Annotated in this window: 16 protein-coding genes; 9 read left to right on the top strand and 7 right to left on the bottom strand. The window is 63.0% G+C overall.

Annotation, left to right across the window (positions count from 1 at the left end):
- Nucleotides 1–398: 398 nt before the first annotated feature.
- From BEN47_RS03330 to BEN47_RS03320, 3 genes are all read right to left on the bottom strand, one after another.
- Entirely contained in the window at nucleotides 399–1553 is a 1155-nt protein-coding gene (locus BEN47_RS03330) for an acyltransferase family protein (RefSeq protein ID WP_158010820.1), read from the bottom strand.
- Between the two features lie 156 nt (nucleotides 1554–1709).
- Entirely contained in the window at nucleotides 1710–2444 is a 735-nt protein-coding gene (locus BEN47_RS03325; RefSeq protein ID WP_070725080.1) for a YebC/PmpR family DNA-binding transcriptional regulator, read from the bottom strand.
- Between the two features lie 142 nt (nucleotides 2445–2586).
- Entirely contained in the window at nucleotides 2587–3084 is a 498-nt protein-coding gene (locus BEN47_RS03320; RefSeq protein WP_158010818.1) for a hypothetical protein, read from the bottom strand.
- 250 nt (nucleotides 3085–3334) lie between these two features.
- Between BEN47_RS03320 and BEN47_RS03315 the strand changes: the two genes are divergently transcribed.
- A complete protein-coding gene (locus BEN47_RS03315; protein ID WP_070725075.1) occupies nucleotides 3335–4264 on the top strand; it encodes an arginase family protein in 930 nt (309 codons plus the stop codon).
- Here the strand turns inward: BEN47_RS03315 and BEN47_RS03310 are convergent.
- Together BEN47_RS03310 and BEN47_RS03305 are read right to left on the bottom strand one after the other, a co-directional pair.
- A complete protein-coding gene (locus BEN47_RS03310; RefSeq protein ID WP_158010816.1) occupies nucleotides 4203–5153 on the bottom strand; it encodes an MBL fold metallo-hydrolase in 951 nt (316 codons plus the stop codon). The genes BEN47_RS03315 and BEN47_RS03310 overlap by 62 nt on opposite strands.
- 362 nt (nucleotides 5154–5515) lie before the next feature.
- Nucleotides 5516–5824, bottom strand: coding sequence for a hypothetical protein (locus tag BEN47_RS03305; RefSeq protein WP_125921470.1), 309 nt, complete (start codon nucleotides 5822–5824; stop codon nucleotides 5516–5518).
- Between the two features lie 213 nt (nucleotides 5825–6037).
- Between BEN47_RS03305 and hutU the strand changes: the two genes are divergently transcribed.
- From hutU to BEN47_RS03275, 6 genes are all read left to right on the top strand, one after another.
- Entirely contained in the window at nucleotides 6038–7813 is a 1776-nt protein-coding gene (gene hutU / locus BEN47_RS03300; RefSeq protein WP_083322066.1) for a urocanate hydratase, read from the top strand.
- Nucleotides 7814–8040: 227 nt separating this feature from the next.
- Nucleotides 8041–8799, top strand: a complete 759-nt coding sequence (locus BEN47_RS03295; protein WP_317039449.1) for an NADPH-dependent F420 reductase — start codon at nucleotides 8041–8043, stop codon at nucleotides 8797–8799.
- A gap of 409 nt (nucleotides 8800–9208) precedes the next feature.
- The gene (locus BEN47_RS03290) at nucleotides 9209–9658 is read left to right on the top strand and encodes a hypothetical protein (RefSeq protein ID WP_070725068.1); all 450 of its coding nucleotides are present in this window, start codon (nucleotides 9209–9211) and stop codon (nucleotides 9656–9658) included.
- A 90-nt stretch (nucleotides 9659–9748) separates the two neighbouring features.
- Nucleotides 9749–10180, top strand: a complete 432-nt coding sequence (locus BEN47_RS03285; protein ID WP_070725066.1) for a hypothetical protein — start codon at nucleotides 9749–9751, stop codon at nucleotides 10178–10180.
- Between the two features lie 119 nt (nucleotides 10181–10299).
- The gene (locus BEN47_RS03280) at nucleotides 10300–11079 is read left to right on the top strand and encodes a hypothetical protein (protein WP_125921469.1); all 780 of its coding nucleotides are present in this window, start codon (nucleotides 10300–10302) and stop codon (nucleotides 11077–11079) included.
- A gap of 164 nt (nucleotides 11080–11243) precedes the next feature.
- On the top strand, nucleotides 11244–12074 hold the full coding sequence (locus BEN47_RS03275; RefSeq protein ID WP_070725062.1) for a phosphatase PAP2 family protein: 831 nt from the start codon (nucleotides 11244–11246) through the stop codon (nucleotides 12072–12074).
- A gap of 202 nt (nucleotides 12075–12276) precedes the next feature.
- Here BEN47_RS03275 and pncA read toward each other — a convergent pair whose 3' ends face one another.
- A complete protein-coding gene (gene pncA / locus BEN47_RS03270; protein WP_070725060.1) occupies nucleotides 12277–12903 on the bottom strand; it encodes a bifunctional nicotinamidase/pyrazinamidase in 627 nt (208 codons plus the stop codon).
- A gap of 93 nt (nucleotides 12904–12996) precedes the next feature.
- Here pncA and BEN47_RS03265 point away from each other — a divergent pair, with 93 nt between their 5' ends.
- Both BEN47_RS03265 and BEN47_RS03260 read left to right on the top strand, forming a co-directional pair.
- Nucleotides 12997–13866 carry an SDR family oxidoreductase gene (locus tag BEN47_RS03265; RefSeq protein ID WP_070725058.1) on the top strand — a complete coding sequence of 290 codons (870 nt, stop codon included), beginning with the start codon at nucleotides 12997–12999 and terminating at the stop codon, nucleotides 13864–13866.
- Nucleotides 13867–13903: 37 nt separating this feature from the next.
- Nucleotides 13904–14692, top strand: coding sequence for an arylamine N-acetyltransferase family protein (locus tag BEN47_RS03260; RefSeq protein WP_070725056.1), 789 nt, complete (start codon nucleotides 13904–13906; stop codon nucleotides 14690–14692).
- Here the strand turns inward: BEN47_RS03260 and BEN47_RS03255 are convergent.
- The gene (locus BEN47_RS03255) at nucleotides 14685–15413 is read right to left on the bottom strand and encodes a hypothetical protein (protein WP_125921468.1); all 729 of its coding nucleotides are present in this window, start codon (nucleotides 15411–15413) and stop codon (nucleotides 14685–14687) included. The two genes, BEN47_RS03260 and BEN47_RS03255, sit on opposite strands and share 8 nt — an antisense overlap.
- Nucleotides 15414–15446 lie beyond the last annotated feature (33 nt).

Here is a 15446-nt window from a genome sequence, read left to right as displayed (position 1 = left end):
CCCCCGGCCTAAGCGGCGGCGGCGGCTTTACCCCGCAACCCACGCGCTGGGTTGTGGAGCGTTCCATCAGCTGGTTGCACTGGGACCGACGACTGAGCCGCGACTTCGAATGCGAAACCAGCAGCGCCGAGGCTACCTTGTATTTGTCCAGTATTCGGCACCTTATTCGTAAATTTTAACAGGCTCTTAGGACCGAATGATTTTTGGTAGCCAATTGATGAGAGTATTCCCAGTCCCTGTTCTTGGTTTGTGTCATTGTAGCCGACCCCTATGCCCAGTTTTACCGCCCCGCTACTCGTTGTATCAACTTGGGCTTTCGCCTCTAAGGCAGTGAGGAAAAGAGCAGCTGCTACCAGTGAATAATTCATGCCTTGAATGTAATAATCAGGAGTGAGAGATTATGCTACGTGGAGGGGCTTTAGTTTTCTTGCGCTGAATAACCTTTGTAAAGGGGCCTCAACCACTTGGTAAGTGCCATAAGATACTGCTTGAACGGCCATCAATTGAAGCCACCAAATGCCCGGCAACCAATCATATACCCAGAACGCCAGCGGCCCGGCGTGTAATAAGTAAAAAGCATAGGAGCTGCGCCCCAGCTTTTGAAACAGGCTGCTGCTCAACAGGTGCCGGAACCAGGAAACCTCGCTCAGCAGGCCAGCGAAGAGCAGGCCGCCTGCTGCGGGCAAGCCCACTAAGTTCAGGACGAGCGTGAGGGGGTGGTCCGGGTTGTGGAACTGGGCCTGCGTGAGGCCCAGCCCGGCCGTTACGGCTACCCACAGGGCAACACCGCCAATGGTGCGCCATGGGCCTGAAGGAGAGCCCAGGCGCCCTGACCGGTAGCGGCCTGCCAGCCATGCTCCGATGAAGAACTCCATGCTGTGGCCCAGGAAAGTATAGCTCAGCATAAACGGATAGGACCCGAACAGCCCGTGCCAGTTGAGCGGGGCCAGGAGGGCCACTAGGCCGGCGCCCATAGCCAGCAACAGCAGCGGCTGCAGCCACAGCGCTACGCCCCTCGCCCGCAAGGCCATGAGCAGCGGGGCTGCCAGGTAAAAGCATTCGAGTAAGGTCAAAGACCAGGCCTGGCCGATGCCGGTGAACTTATACTCGTCGAAAAAGCCCCGCAGCAGCGACAGGTTGAGCAGCAGGTGCGCGGGAGTGGCCTGCGGGGAGCGCCAATGCCAGAGCAAGCCAAACGTGGCCAGGGTGAGCAGGGCATACAGCGGATACACCCGGGCTAGGCGGTTTTGCAGGTAACTCTTCCAGCCGCCACGGGGGCTGAAGCTGCCGGTGCTGGCGTTGTCGTACCGCAGCGCGATGAGAAAGCCGCTGAGCAGCAACAGCAGCGGCAACCCGTGCGACTCGTCCACGAAGTACTGAAAGGCGCGGGCCGAGCCGGGCGGCGGCAAGGGCCCCAGGGGGTAATGGTTAAAAAAAACCAGCCAGGCCGCAATGGCCCGCAGCCCCGTGAGGGCCGGCAGGTAGCCGCCGGACTGCTGGCGGCCAAGCGGTGCGCCCGGGGCTACTGAAGCGGAGGGTTCGGCAGCGGGCATGGTTTGCGGGTAGAAAGGGGGCAAAAGGCAGAACGTCATGCCGTGCCGACCGAAGCATCCCTGTTGCGATAGTACTTGGATACTGTGCAGCAGCGGGGTATCTCGGGCAGTGCAGCACGACGTTCCTGATGATAAATCAAAGGCAGTCAGTGGATGCTAGCCCACCGTGTGGTACACGGCCTGCACGTCTTCGTCGTCCTCGAACTTCTCAATAATGTTCATTACTTCCTCCAGCTGCTCGTCGTTGAGCGAGACGGTGGTGTTGGGCACGCGTTGCAGGTTCACGCTCACCACGTGGCGGCCCTGGGCTTCGAGAGCTTTCTGCATCTGGCCAAAGTCGGTGAAAGCGGTTTCGACCACGATGTACTTGTGCTCGGCGCCGTGTTCGTCCTCCTCGGCGGTTTCGTACACGTCTTCGGCACCGAAGTCGATGAGCTCCAGCTCCATTTCGTCGCGGTCGAGGCCTTCGGCGGCCAGCTTAAACACGCCTTTGCGGGTGAAAGTGTAGTCGGAAGAGCCGGCGGTGCCCAGGGTGCCCTCGTTGCGGTTGAAGATGAGGCGGACGTTGGAAACGGTGCGGGTGGGGTTGTCGGTGGCGGTTTCGATGACCACGGCCACGCCGTGGGGCAGGTAGCCTTCGTACACCACTTCCTGGTAGTCCTTTTCCTCCTTGCTGCTGGCGCGCTTGATGGCGGCTTCCACCCGGTCTTTGGGCATGTTCACGCCTTTGCCGTTTTGCATGGCGGCCCGCAGGCGGGCGTTGGTGTCGGGGTTGGGGCCGTTTTCCTTCACCGCCATCACAATTTCTTTGCCGATGCGGGTGAAGTCTTTCGACATTTTATCCCACCGCTTCATTTTGCGGCCTTTGCGAAATTCGAATGCGCGTCCCATTTGCTGTGACTTAGTAACTGAGTGACTGAGTAATGTAGCACAACACCAATGCGTTGCGGCCTTGCGGCAAACCCGTTCCGCTGAAACGGGCCGCAAGTTAGCCAGAAGGGGCGGGGGGAGCCAAATGCAGCCTCGCGGGACGCTAGCGGCGGGCCTTTTTCGTGGGCTTGCTGCGGGACGCTTTGGGCGCGGGCGTGGCGTTGGGTTCGGCGGCCACCAGCTCGTACACTCCTTTGTTGCCGCTGGGATAGCCGATAATGCTCACCGTGAGGCGCTTGGTGGCGGGGTCGAAGCGAAAGGTGCCGCGCTGCACGTCGGAGCCTTTCAGGTCGGTGAATGCGAAGCGGATGCTGTCGCCGGCCAGGGCGAAGCGGCCGGTCTGGTTGAAATAGTGCGGGCCGCTGGGCGCCACAATGCTCAAGTGCTTCTCGTAGGTGCCGTCGGGGCGCAGGGTGAGGGTGCCGCCCACGCCGCGCACTGCGGTGGGCGGCGCGGCGCTGGAGTCCTCGTACACAACGTAGCCGGTGTATTGGTAGGTGGCGTAAAATGAAGGCAGCAGCGCTGGGGGCAAGCCCTGAGCCGCTGCGGGCAGCAGCGCGGCCGTAAGCCAGCCGGCTGCGGTGAATAAAGTAGTGTGCAACGCGGAATTAGCCATAGATTTCACATAAACGTACCCAAACCAGTCCCGAAGATAGGGCCCGGGGTGCTGCGCCGAGTACTTCGGCTACCTTGCAAAGACAGTGCCCGGCCTGCCGGGCGCGGGATTCTCATACCGTTTACAACGTCATGCTTCGGCTGCGCTCAGCATGACGTTCTCGTATTTCGGGCAATTTTGCTTGGTTGCCTGAGCTTTCACCTCGTTCTTTTGAAACTCCCTAACCCCGCACGCCATGGCTACCTTTCTTCACGAACTCATCCGCCCCGCTGCCGAGCTGCCCGAAGCGGAAGTATGCATCGTGGGCCTGCCCCTGGATTTTGGCACTGTGCTGGAAAGGGGCCGGGGCGGGGCCGTGGGCGGCCCGGTGGCCATTCGCCACGAGTTGCGGCGTTACCATAAAACCTATAATCTGGAGCACGACATCAGTCTGGAGCACATGCGCATTGCCGACGTCGGCGACCTAGAACTGCATCATACCGACCATGCCGCCAACCACGACCACATTCGGGAGCGGGTGGGCCAGCTGCTGCGTACCTACCCGCGCGTTATCGTGCTGGGGGGCTCACACGACGGCTCTTACTCTTCGGTGCGCGGGTTGTTTGATGCCGGCGGCGGGCAGGCCGTGGGCGGCATTAATCTGGACGCCCACGCCGATGTGAAGGACCGGCCCGACATCAGCAGCGGCACGCCCTTTGGCAAGCTGCTGCGCGAAGGCTTTGTGGCCGGCGCCCGCTTCACGGAAATTGGCCTGCATTCCAACCTCAACACCAGAGAGGATATCGACTTCCTGCACGAGCAGGCCGCCCACATCGTGCCCCTGGCCCACGTGCAAAAGGAAGGCATGGAGCTGTACCTGACGCGCGCCCTCAGCCGCGCCACCAGCGCCGGGCCGGCCTTCGTGAGCTTCGACGTAGACAGCTGCGCCGAGGCGTATGCGCCGGGCGTATCGGCCCCCAGCGCCGACGGATTTACGCCGCGTCAGGCTGTGGAAGTAGCTTTTTTGGCAGGGAAAAACGAGCAGGTTCGGCTGTTTGAGGTGATGGAGCTCAACCCCGTTTACGACCGCGACCACCAGACGGCCCGGCTGGCGGCCACTGTGATTACGGCCTTTTTGACCGGGGTGGCCGCGGCTGCTGGCGCCCGCGACGCCGGCCGCCGGTAAAGAACCACGCCGCGCCCGCCAGCAGGATGCCCGCGCCGATGGCCGCGGCCTGCACGGGCAGCTTGTCGGCGGGCGCGGGGGGCAGGTGCTCCACGCCGCTGGCATCGGTGCGGGCGGCTTCTGGTACGTAGCGGCCGTGGGCGGGCACGGGGTAGTTGTCAGCCAGCGCGCGCAGGCCCGCCGCCGCCTCGGGGCCGGCAATGACCGGGCCGTGGCCGCAGCCAATGGCTTTGGGCTCCAAATCGGCCAGCAGCTGCACCGAGCGGTGGGAGGCTTCCCAATCGTAGTTGAACGGGGTGCCGGCCCGGCTGATTTTGGGGCGCCCCAGCAGAATGGCCGGCACGGAGTCGTGGTGAACAGTCGCAAAGGCGTCGCCCCCAATCAGGGTCCGGTCGGCTTCGCGGAAGAAGGCCAACTGGCCGGGGGCGTGGCCCGGCACGTGCAGCCAGCGCCAGCTCATGAGATGGGGCGTGGAAGGGTCGTTGGCGTTGAGGGCCTGCACCCGCTCGGCGAGGTTGGGGAGCTGTGCCGGAAAAAACCGGCTCATGAAGGCTAGCGAGCCGCCCACGGTGGGGTCGCGCGGCGGGTACTGGGCCTTGCCGGTCAGGTAGGGCAGCTCCAGGGGATGGGCAATGACGGGCACTTTCCAGTGGTCGGCCAGCTCTTTGGCCGAGCCGAGGTGGTCGAGGTGGCCGTGGGTGAGCAGAATAGCCTCGGGGTGGCTGCCGGGGTAAAACAGCTTGTCGGCGGCGGCAATGATGGTTTTGGCGCTGCCCGGCAGGCCGGTATCAATCAGCACCCACTCGCCGGGCGTGCCGGTTTCGACGAAGTAAACGTTGACAAAGCGCTGAATGCGCAGCTGGGTGACGCCGGCGGCTACAGTATCCATGGGAGTGGGGGTTAGGAAAGTAAAACAACTGAATACTGAAAGCATACGGGGTTCTGCCTCAAAAGGAGGCGTGGCCTTGAATAACCTGTTTCGTAATGCCCCACGCCTGTCATCCTGAGCATTCCGCGATTGAAGCAGAGGACGAAGGACCTTCTCACGCCTCTTCCATTGGACCTTTACTTTAAACGGCCGTGGTCTGTCTGGCAAGGTGCTTCGACTGCGCTCGGCATGACCGTTTTTATTTGCTCAAACAGGTTCTGAACGAGAATTCATGTCAGCTCCTGTCAATCACGCCGTGGCACCGCCCAGCTGCACCCGCGCCACTGCAACGAATGCGGGGGCGTAGTCCCTGGCCGGTGACCCTAGCAGCCGCAGCTGAAATCGGGATAGTCGGCGTAAGCCGGGGCGGGCTTGTCGTCGAGCCGGATGAGGTGGTCGAGGCGGATTTCTTCGCCGGATTTCAGGCGCATGAATTCGACTTTGTCGCGAATAAAAAGCGTGTCTATTACCCCGGAACCCAGGCAGAGCTGGCGCAGGTCGTTGAAGTACTGCAGGGCCACGCGTTTCTTTAGGGTGGCAGCGGCTTCCAGCTCGTCGTAGAAGCCGCAGTCGATGGGTTGGTAGTCGGCGCTCATAGGGGGAGAGGGTAATAGAGTCGTGGTGGTGGGCATGGGTGGCGCAAGGGGGAACTGAGCGAAGCCATGTGGCGGCCGGACGTGCATCTCTAATCTACCTGGGGCATCTTACCCGCATGCCGTTTCTTACGGTATTGGCGTGCGGTTGGGTGCGGCGGAATATGCAAAAATTGAGCAGGGTAGCGTGGGCGTGCGTCCTTCCTCTGCCCTTTTCATATCTTGCCCATCCACCCAAGCCCGCCCCTTTCCATGTCCGCGTTCCCCTCTGCCGAAAAAGACACCGCCGAGCTCAACCTCGAAGCCAACTCCCTGTCCGCAGTGCCGATTAAGCCCGCCGGCCAGCGCCCGATGTTCTACGAGTTCAAGCCCGAAGAAACAGTTAGGGCGGCCCACGGCACCACCCTGCGCTGCAAAACCTGGGAAGCCGAAGCCGCCCTGCGGATGCTGGAAAACAACCTCGACCCCGCCGTGAGCCTGGTGTATGACGAGCTGATTGTGTACGGCGGGGCCGGCCGCGCCGCCCGCAACTGGAAGGAATATCAGGTTATTGTGAAAACGCTGAAAGAGCTGGAGCCCGACGAAACCATGCTGGTGCAGAGCGGCAAGGCCGTAGGCGTGCTCAAAACCTGGGCCTACGCCCCCCGCGTGCTCATCGCCAACAGCAACCTTGTGCCCGCCTGGAGCACCCAGGAATACTTCGACGAGCTCGACCGCCTGGGCCTGATGATGTACGGCCAGATGACGGCCGGTTCCTGGATTTACATTGCCACCCAGGGCATTTTGCAGGGCACGTATGAGACGTTTGCCGCGATGGCCGACCAGCATTTCGGCGGCAGCCTGCGCGGCACCATTACCCTCACTGCCGGCCTGGGCGGCATGAGCGGCGCCCAGCCCCTGGCCGTGACCATGAACGACGGCGTGTGCCTCGTCATTGAGCCGATTGAGGAGCGGGTGCAGCAGAAAGTGCGCGAAGGCTACGTAGACGAGCAGGCCCGGGACCTCGCCCACGCCCTGGTGCTGTGCGAGCAGGCCAAAGCCGCCGGCAAAGGCTGGTCGGTGGGCCTCACCGGCAACGCGGCCACGGTGCTGCCGCAGCTGCTGGAGCTGGGCTTCAAACCCGAAATCGTGACCGACCAAACTTCAGCTCACGACCTGATGGACTACATTCCCGAGGGCGACATTGATGAGGTGCTGGCCCTGCGCGCCGCCAATCCCGAGGCATTCAAGAAGCGGGCCCTGGCGTCCATCGTGAAGCACGTGGAAGCCATCCTGGAGATGCAGCGGCGCGGCACCATTGCCGTGGACTACGGCAACAACCTGCGCGGCCAGGCCGAAAAAGGCGGGCTGAAAGTGCGCGACTCAGCCGGCCAGTTTCTGTACCCCGGCTTCGTGCCCGGCTACATCCGGCCGCTGTTTTGTGAAGGCAAGGGACCTTTCCGCTGGGCCGCCCTCAGCGGCGACCCGCAGGATATTCTGCGCATTGACCGCGCCCTGCTCGAAACGTTCCCTGAGAATAAAATGCTGGCCCGCTGGATAGCCAAAGCGCAGGCCAAGGTGCCCTTCATCGGCCTGCCGGCGCGAGTTTGCTGGCTGGGCTACGGCGAGCGTGAGCAGTTGGGCCTCGTGATAAACGACCTCGTGGCGCAGGGCGAAGTTTCGGCCCCCATCGTCATCGGCCGCGACCACCTCGACTGCGGCTCGGTGGCCTCGCCCAACCGCGAAACCGAAGGCATGAAGGACGGCTCCGACGCCGTCGCCGACTGGCCGCTGCTCAACGCCCTGGCCAACTGCGCCAGCGGCGCCGACTGGGTGAGCCTGCACAACGGCGGCGGCGTGGGCATTGGCAACTCCACCCACTCCGGCATGGTGATAGTAGCCACCGGCACCCCCGAAAAAGCCGAACGCCTGAAGCGCGTCCTCACCACCGACCCCGGCATGGGCATTTTCCGCCACGCCGACGCCGGGTACGAGTTGGCCCAGGACGTAGCGCGGGAGCGCGGGGCGAAGATTCCGAGGTTAGAGTAGGGCAGGAGGGAAGAATAAAAGCACGTCATGCTGAGCGCGGCCAAGCATCTCGCGTGTGGTAGTAACTCAATCGATTAATTTACTGCTGCACGCGAGATGCTTCGGCTGCGCTCAGCATGACGTTCCGTTTTAAATACCCGGCCTGCAATCGTTCTGCCGGCCCGGGCAAATTCCCTTCGGAGTAAAGCAACTCGCCGCCCCCGCTGTTTAGCTACCTGCGGTAGCGCATCGCCGCCGCGCAAATCCTAAATCTTCGCAGGATGAACATTGGAATCATCGGGGCCGGCCACATCGGCAGCGCCCTGGCCGTGCGGCTCGTCAGCCTCGGTCACTCGGTACAAATCGCCAACTCCCGCGGCCCCGAAACGCTGAAGGACGTGGCCCAAAAAACCGGCGCTACGCCCGTCACGGCCCGGGAAGCAGCCCAGCACGGCGAAATCATCGTGGTGACCATTCCGCTGAAAAATATCCCCGACCTGCCCAAAGACCTGTTCGCGGGCGTGGCCGCCGATGTGCCCGTTATCGATACGAGCAACTACTACCCGCTGCTGCGCGACGGCCAGATGCCGGAGCTGGAAAGCGGCGCCCTCACCGAAAGCGAATGGGTGCAGCAGCACCTGGGCCGTCCGGTGGTGAAAGTGTTCAACAATATTTACGCCGACCACCTCGAAAACAAGGGCCAGCCCGCCGGCACGCCCGGCCGCATTTCCCTGCCCGTGGCCGGCGACGATGCCGCCGCCAAGCAGAAGGTAATGGCCCTGGTGGATGAGCTGGGCTTTGATGCCGTGGACGACGGCAGCCTGCACGAATCGTGGCGGCAGCAGCCCGGCACCCCGTCGTACGGCGCCGACCTGCCCGCCGACAAGCTGCGCGAGCACCTCGCCAGCCTCGGCACCGAGCGCACGGCCGCCCAGCACGCCGAGTACCTGGCCAACCACGCCAGGGCGGAAAAGGAAATGGCGGCGCAAGGCATCAAGCTAAAGTAGCCGGCTACCAAATAAGCGGTTAACCAAAACGCATGCCGAGCATAGACCTACGAGATGCTTCAGTTGCGCTCGGCATGACGTTTTGGGCTCAATGAGGTAGCACCAGAATTTTCCAGGTAGGTGTGAACGGGGGATTTCTAACCCAGGTAACGCTCAAGGTCGACCAGGTAGGTGTGTTTCTGGTGCCGGCGGCAGATTTTTGGTAATATTTGGTGCGCGCTCCCAGCAACTGATTAGCCCCGCTGGCGCACAGAACCTAATCTACCAATTTGCACCTGTGTTGTTTTGCCTGGCTGCCTGCCAAAGCAACTCCACTCCCCCGACTGCGTCAGGGGGCTCAACCCCAAAGGCCGCTACAACGGCGCCAGCCAACGCAGAGCCCGCCAACACAGAGTTTGTTGAGCTGAGCATGGTCACCGTCAACGGCAAATCCAAGGAGCCGCTGACCGTTCAGCAGCTGGAAAGCCAGCTAGGGCGGCCCGATAGCATTTCCAAAACCACATTTGAATGCGCCGGCGAGCTAGAGACAATAAACGGCCCCAGTAGCCGCGCGTGGTACTACGGCCAAACCATGTACGAAGTGAACGAAAACCGGGAGATACTGTCCAGTTTCGAGGTTACTTCGGGTAAGTTCCAAGGCAAGGTGGGCAAGCTGACCCTCAACAGGAACACCACCCTTGCAGACGTTCGCCGCTTCTACCCGGTGTCGGCCAAGCCTGCCAAAGTACTGTATGAAGGCCGTTCGGTGGAAATGATGAGCGTGCCCCTTTACGACAAAGGCAAGCGGATGGACGATTCGTTGGACCTGCTCTTTCGGAACGGGCGCCTGCAGGAGGTGATATTTGGCTCTCCCTGCTAGCCCATCAGCAGCGGCTGCGCCAGGTGGCCAACGAGCGCCACCAAAACCTGCGGCTGCATCGTCTGGCTTCGCGGGCCGAATGCGGGGTGCATGAACTACTATTTCCTATTGATTCCGCCGCTGGGGCTGGCTTTCTTCGTGGGGCTTTGGTGCCTCATTGTGAAGGGGCTGGCTTTGGCCGGCTGGCAGCGGCTGGCCACGCACTATGAGGTGGCCCACCTGCCTGCGGTGCCCCTGTTTCGGCTGGGGCAGGCCAGCGTGGATGGCGTGCGCTACCGGGGCGCCATTAAGGCCGGTGCCTCGCCCGAGGGGCTGGTCCTGGCCGCGGGGTTTCCATTTGGGGTGGGGCACGCGCCGTTGCTCATTCCGTGGTCGGCGGTTGGCGCGTTTCGGGCCGAAACCTCTTTGTGGATGACGTTCTACTCCACCCAAATCCAAACCGGCGACAGCGGCAGCCTCACCTTCACCTTTATGGGCAACGACCTGCTGGCCGCCGCCCGGCCCTGGGTTCACCTGGCCTGAACACGCCCCGGGCAACGAAGCAAAATGGATTCTGGCGGCCAAACCCACGTATGCGTTTGCAGTACGTAAGGAAAAGTCCGCTAAGTCACACGAAAATGATGTTCTTCTTCGCCGCCGCTTTGTCCCGCCCTACAGGTCCGGGCCCGGCCCGTTTCCGAAATGTTGCCCCCAAGTTTGGGTGGGTGGTGCGGCGCTGGGTTGTGGTGGGCGGCGGGCTGCTGGCCGTGCTGGGGGCCTGTTCCGATGATAAGTCCCGTCGCCGCAACTCGGAGCTGGTGGTCGACCAACCCGCTGCTCCGCCGTCTGAGCCCTCGGCCACAGCCCCGGAAAATCCCGAATCGGCTTCCGCAATCGCACCAACGGGGCCCCTTGCCGGCGTGGGCCGGCGCTACCGCGTGGCGGTGGGCACGGCCTATTTCTTCGACAACCCCCAGCAGTCAACTCCCAACGGCAAGTACCTACGGCGCGGCGATGTTTTCTACGGCGAAGGCGAGTGGAACGGCTTTGTGAAAACCGGTTTCGTGGGCCCCGCCGGCGACCGTAGCACCGGCTGGCTCAAGCGGCAGGAGCTCAGCACTGCGGCTGAGCGCCCGGCCACTGCCCCGGCGCCTGCAGCCACGGGTCCCGAGCCGCCCGCCTCCAACGCGGCCCCGCGCGCCGGCAGTTTCCCGCCGCCAGCGGCTGCCAGCGGTGCCCGCCGCGCCGTGGTTCAGACAGACCGCGCCTACTTCCATAACACCCCGGACCTGGCCACGCCCCGCAAAGCACATTGCGTGCGCGGCGACAACGTGCGCCTGGGCGAAGAGCGCGGCGCGGCCGTCTACGTCGCGTTCACCAACTGGGAAAACGTTACCACCACCGGCTGGATGCGCAAAGACGCGCTGGCATCGGTCCGCTAGGCGCGCGGGTTGGCATGGGGGGGAATGCGGCTGGAATCAACCCGCAGAATTCGCCGCCCAATACAAATTCCCAATAAAAACAAACGACCCCATTAAGGTGGCTCGGCTAACTCAGAGGCGGCTTTTTGCGTTCAACTTAGCTCCACCCTAACCTTACTTATTTGATGAAGCTTTTCTTTTCTCTCGCCCTGTCGGGTGCGCTGCTCACGGCCCCGGCCCCTGCCGCCCTGGCTCAGAAAGCCCCTTCGCCCTACAAAACCGACTTCCTGGTAGATGGCGGCATCACCGCCGGTTTGGGCATCCTCAGCGCCACTGGCTTGTACCTGGTGAAGCAAAAAAGCGGCCTTTCCAATGACGAGCTGGTGGCCCTCGACCGCAACGACGTGCCCAAAATTGACCGTTTCGCGGCCGGCAACTACAGCAACCGCGCCCAAACCATCAGCGACGTGCTGTGCTATCCTACGCTGCTGGTGGCGCCGGGCCTGCTGGCCCTGAATTCCGACGTGCGCGGGCGCTACGGCCAAGTGCTGGGGCTCTACCTCCAAACCATGTTCGCCACCGATGCCATGTTCACCATGACCGTGGGCACCGTGTACCGCTACCGACCCTACCTCTACGGCACCGAAGGCGGCAACAGCCGCAGCGGCAAAATTGCCACCAACTCGTTTTTTGCCGGCCACACGGCCCACACCGCCACGGCCACTTTCTTTGCGGCCAAGGTGTTTCACGACTTCAACCCCGACTCGCCGGCCCAGCCCTACATCTGGGGCGCGGCGGCCCTGGTGCCCGCAGCCGTGGGGTATTATCGCATGGAGGCCGGCAAGCACTTCCTCACCGACAACATTGTGGGCTACACCGTGGGTGCTGCCATGGGCATTCTGGTGCCCCAGCTGCACAAAAAATCGGGGCGGAGCGGGTATTCCCTCGTGCCCATGCAGGGCCTGAACGTGAACGGCCACTCCTACAGCGGCATGCGGATATCCAGGCAGCTGTAGGGCGGCCGAGCGTAATCCGGAGCTATTTCCTATCTGTGAGAATGTGCTACAACGGCTGGCCGCAGCGCCAGCAGAACGCGGCCGGGTGTCCGACTCAAAAATAATGATGTATCCCTTTCTTTCCAGCCAGGGGGAAGGTCGCGGAAACGAGAATCAACAGGTTAGTACAGGGCAACTGTGGGGGCGTTGAGCGCAGCTTAGTTCAGTAGTCATTGGTATTAGCCAGCAAGTCGCTGCTCAGCACCAGATGGGTTCCTTTCGCTTCCATACCGGCCAGGGCCGCGCGAAAACCATCGTCGCTGATGGCGCGGGTCGCGTCGGTGATGACGTGGGTGGTGAAGCCGGCGGCCTGGGCATCGAGCGCTGAAAAGTACACGCAGAAGTCGCCGGCCAGGCCAGCGAGGTACACGTCCGTCACGCCACGGCCGCGCAGGTAGGCGGTGAGGCCGGTGGCTTTGCGGTGGCCGTTGTCGAAGAATGCGCTGTACGAATCGATGTCCGGCGCCATGCCTTTGCGGAAAATGGCTTCCACGCGGCGGGTGTCCAGGGCGGGGTGGAGGGCCGCGCCGGGCGTTTCCTGCACGCAGTGGTCGGGCCAGAGCGTTTGGGGCAGGCCGTGCAGGTCAATTTGCGCGAAGGGCGCCTGGCCCGGGTGGCTGCTGGCAAAGCTCTGGTGCCCGGCCGGGTGCCAGTCCTGGGTGGCCACCACCAGGTCGAAGTGCACTTGCAACTTGTTGACGTTCTGGAGAATAGCGTCGCCGCCGGGCACGGCCAGCCGGCCGCCGGGCACGAAGTCATTTTGAATGTCGATGAGCAGAAGGGCTTTCATAGGGACAAAGTCGGGCGCGAAATCAATTAAACCAAGCATTGCGCCCGGGGTTACGTCTACGCAGCTACCTCATTTTTATTTGCATTTTCGCTCATGTCCGACCTTCAGCATCAAATTATCCTCGTCACCGGCGCCACCTCCGGCATTGGCAAAGTAACCGCCACCGAGCTGGCCAAAAGGGGCGCCCACGTAGTACTCCTGGCGCGCAACGCCGACAAAGCCACCGCCACGCAGCAGGAAATCCAAGCGGCCGCCGGGCACCAGCGCGTCGACGTGCTGCTGGCCGACCTGGCCGACTTGGCGTCGGTGCGCCGGACGGCGGCCGAGTTCAATGCCCGCTACCCCCGCCTCGACGTGCTGGTGAACAACGCCGGCTTGCTGTTCGGGTCGCAGCGCCAGGTGTCGGTCGATGGCTACGAGCTGGGCGTGGCCACCAACCACCTGGGGCCGTTTCTGCTCACGTCCCTGCTGCTGGACAAGCTACGCGCCAGCCCGGCCGCCCGGGTGGTCAACCTCTCGTCGAAGGCCCACAAATTCGCTAGGCCCAATTTGGCCGATTTTCAGTCCGAGCGGAGCTACGGTGCCATGCGGGTGTACGGCAACACCAAGCTCTACAACATCCTCTTCACGCAGGAGCTGGCCCGCCGCCTGCGCGCCCACGGCATTGCCAACGTCACCACCAATGCCGTGCACCCCGGCGTGGTGGCCAGCAACTTCGGCGCCAGTGCGGGCGGTCTGTTCAGCCAGCTCGCGCTGCTGGCGCGGCCCTTCATGATTTCGGTGGAGGAGGGCGCCGAAACCAGCATTTTTCTGGCCACCGCGCCCGAGGTTGCCACGGTCAGTGGCGGGTACTTCGCCAAGAAAAAGCCCCAGCCCGTGAAGCACCCTTTCAATACGCTCGCGCACGCCCGGGAGCTGTGGCAGCTCAGCGAACAGTTGACCGGCACGTCTTTTCTGGCGTAATTCAGCTGAAAATCCCCCGCCTTTTGCGTTGCCGCCCATGTCCCATTCCTCCCTCGACCTTGCTGCCTACACCGCGCGCATCGGCTACCACGGCCCGCTCACGCACTCCCTGGCCACCTTGGTGGGCCTGCACCGGTCGCAGGCGTTCAGCATCCCTTTCGAAAACCTCGACATTCACCTCAACCGGCCCATCAGCCTCGACCCCGCCAGCCTGACGCAAAAGCTGATTCAGGAGCGGCGGGGCGGCTATTGCTACGAGCTCAACGGCCTGTTTCGGCTGGTGCTGCAGCAGCTGGGCTTCACCGTCACGCCCCTGGTGGGGCGCAACCTGCTGGCGGGCTACCCGCTCCGGCCCCGCGCCCACCAGGTGCTGCTGGTGGAAGTGGCGGGCGAGCCGTGGCTGGCCGACCTGGGCTTTGGCGCCAACGGACTTATCGAGCCCATTTCGCTGGTGGCGGGGCCCGAGCACCAGCAGTTTTTTGACCGCTACCGGCTGCATGCGGCCCCGCAGCACAACTTCCACCTGCAGCTGCACCTGCTGGGCGAGTGGCAGAGCCTCTACACCTTCACCCTGGACGAGGCCCAGCCCAGCGACTTCCAGATGATGAATTTCTACTACTCGCAGTCGCCCGATTCGCCCTTCCGGAAGCAGCGCATCACCACCCTGGCAGCACCCGACTGCCGCCTCAGCCTGGTGGATAGGGAGCTGAAAATTCGCCGGCCCGATGGCACCGTCAGCATCACGGCCCTGGCCGATGCCGAGGCGTATGAGCAGGCGCTGGCCCACCGTTTCGGCATTCGCCTACCGGCCGCCCTGGCTATTTAGCAGGGGCGGGGTCTACGGCGCGCAGCACCGCGGCCCAGTCGGCATCGGTTTTGGGGCGTTGCGTGGCCACGGCGGTTTTCAGGGCATCGGCCAGGGCCGGCGCGGCGGCCTGCAAGGGCTTGAGACCAAGTTTCACCAACTGCAGGCTGCCCAAGGGGCTGCGCAGGTAGTACACCGATTTGTCGTCGATTACGTCGTAGCGCTGGTCGTTGCTGTACGCGCCCTGGTAATCGGCCTTCTTCATCGATTTGACATAGTATTTCAGCAGGGTGTGCTGGCCTTGGTGCAACACCTCCACGTAGTCCTGGCGCTGCCGCTCGTTGGGGGCCTCCAGAAAGCGGCGGAACAGCCGCGGACGCGCCGGACCCAGGGCCGAAAGCGGCTCCAGCAGCACAAAGCTCACCACTTGCCGGTCGTCGAGCAGCAGCGAGTCGTTGCCCCGGCTGAGGGGGCGCATCAGCAGCCTGTGTTCCAACACGTCGTACTTCAGGGGCACGGGGGCCAGCGGCAAGGAGTTGGCCAGTTTGATTTGGGCGGGCAGCCAGCGGTTGTCGGCGTAGGGCGAGCCTTTCACGCCGTAGGTTTCGCCCTTGGGAATTAAGGCGGGAGACCCGGCGGCCAGAGCACTGAGGTTGGCCTGGGCGGCCACGCCGTCGGTCTGAGCTTGGGCCGATACTGCCGTAACCAGCAATCCAAGCAGGAGAGAAAATCGAAAGTTCATGGGAAGAATAGCTGAGAAAGGGGATAACTTGGC

Origin of the sequence: Hymenobacter lapidarius (genome assembly GCF_001816145.1) — a bacterium.
Lineage (GTDB): Bacteria > Bacteroidota > Bacteroidia > Cytophagales > Hymenobacteraceae > Hymenobacter > Hymenobacter lapidarius.
Note: the sequence above shows the minus strand (reverse complement) of the source record. Positions and strands in the feature narration are given on the sequence as shown.

Excerpts from the sequence above, each read along its gene's own strand:
- BEN47_RS03260 (WP_070725056.1), top strand. The coding sequence starts at position 13,904 with ATGTCCCATTCCTCCCTCGACCTTGCTGCCTACACCGCGCGCATCGGC.
- BEN47_RS03255 (WP_125921468.1), bottom strand. The coding sequence starts at position 15,413 with ATGAACTTTCGATTTTCTCTCCTGCTTGGATTGCTGGTTACGGCAGTA.
- hutU (WP_083322066.1), top strand. The coding sequence starts at position 6,038 with ATGTCCGCGTTCCCCTCTGCCGAAAAAGACACCGCCGAGCTCAACCTC.
- BEN47_RS03305 (WP_125921470.1), bottom strand. The coding sequence starts at position 5,824 with ATGCCCACCACCACGACTCTATTACCCTCTCCCCCTATGAGCGCCGAC.
- BEN47_RS03315 (WP_070725075.1), top strand. The coding sequence starts at position 3,335 with ATGGCTACCTTTCTTCACGAACTCATCCGCCCCGCTGCCGAGCTGCCC.
- BEN47_RS03325 (WP_070725080.1), bottom strand. The coding sequence starts at position 2,444 with ATGGGACGCGCATTCGAATTTCGCAAAGGCCGCAAAATGAAGCGGTGG.
- BEN47_RS03290 (WP_070725068.1), top strand. The coding sequence starts at position 9,209 with ATGGTCACCGTCAACGGCAAATCCAAGGAGCCGCTGACCGTTCAGCAG.
- BEN47_RS03310 (WP_158010816.1), bottom strand. The coding sequence starts at position 5,153 with ATGGATACTGTAGCCGCCGGCGTCACCCAGCTGCGCATTCAGCGCTTT.
- BEN47_RS03285 (WP_070725066.1), top strand. The coding sequence starts at position 9,749 with ATGAACTACTATTTCCTATTGATTCCGCCGCTGGGGCTGGCTTTCTTC.
- pncA (WP_070725060.1), bottom strand. The coding sequence starts at position 12,903 with ATGAAAGCCCTTCTGCTCATCGACATTCAAAATGACTTCGTGCCCGGC.
- BEN47_RS03330 (WP_158010820.1), bottom strand. The coding sequence starts at position 1,553 with ATGCCCGCTGCCGAACCCTCCGCTTCAGTAGCCCCGGGCGCACCGCTT.
- BEN47_RS03275 (WP_070725062.1), top strand. The coding sequence starts at position 11,244 with ATGAAGCTTTTCTTTTCTCTCGCCCTGTCGGGTGCGCTGCTCACGGCC.
- BEN47_RS03265 (WP_070725058.1), top strand. The coding sequence starts at position 12,997 with ATGTCCGACCTTCAGCATCAAATTATCCTCGTCACCGGCGCCACCTCC.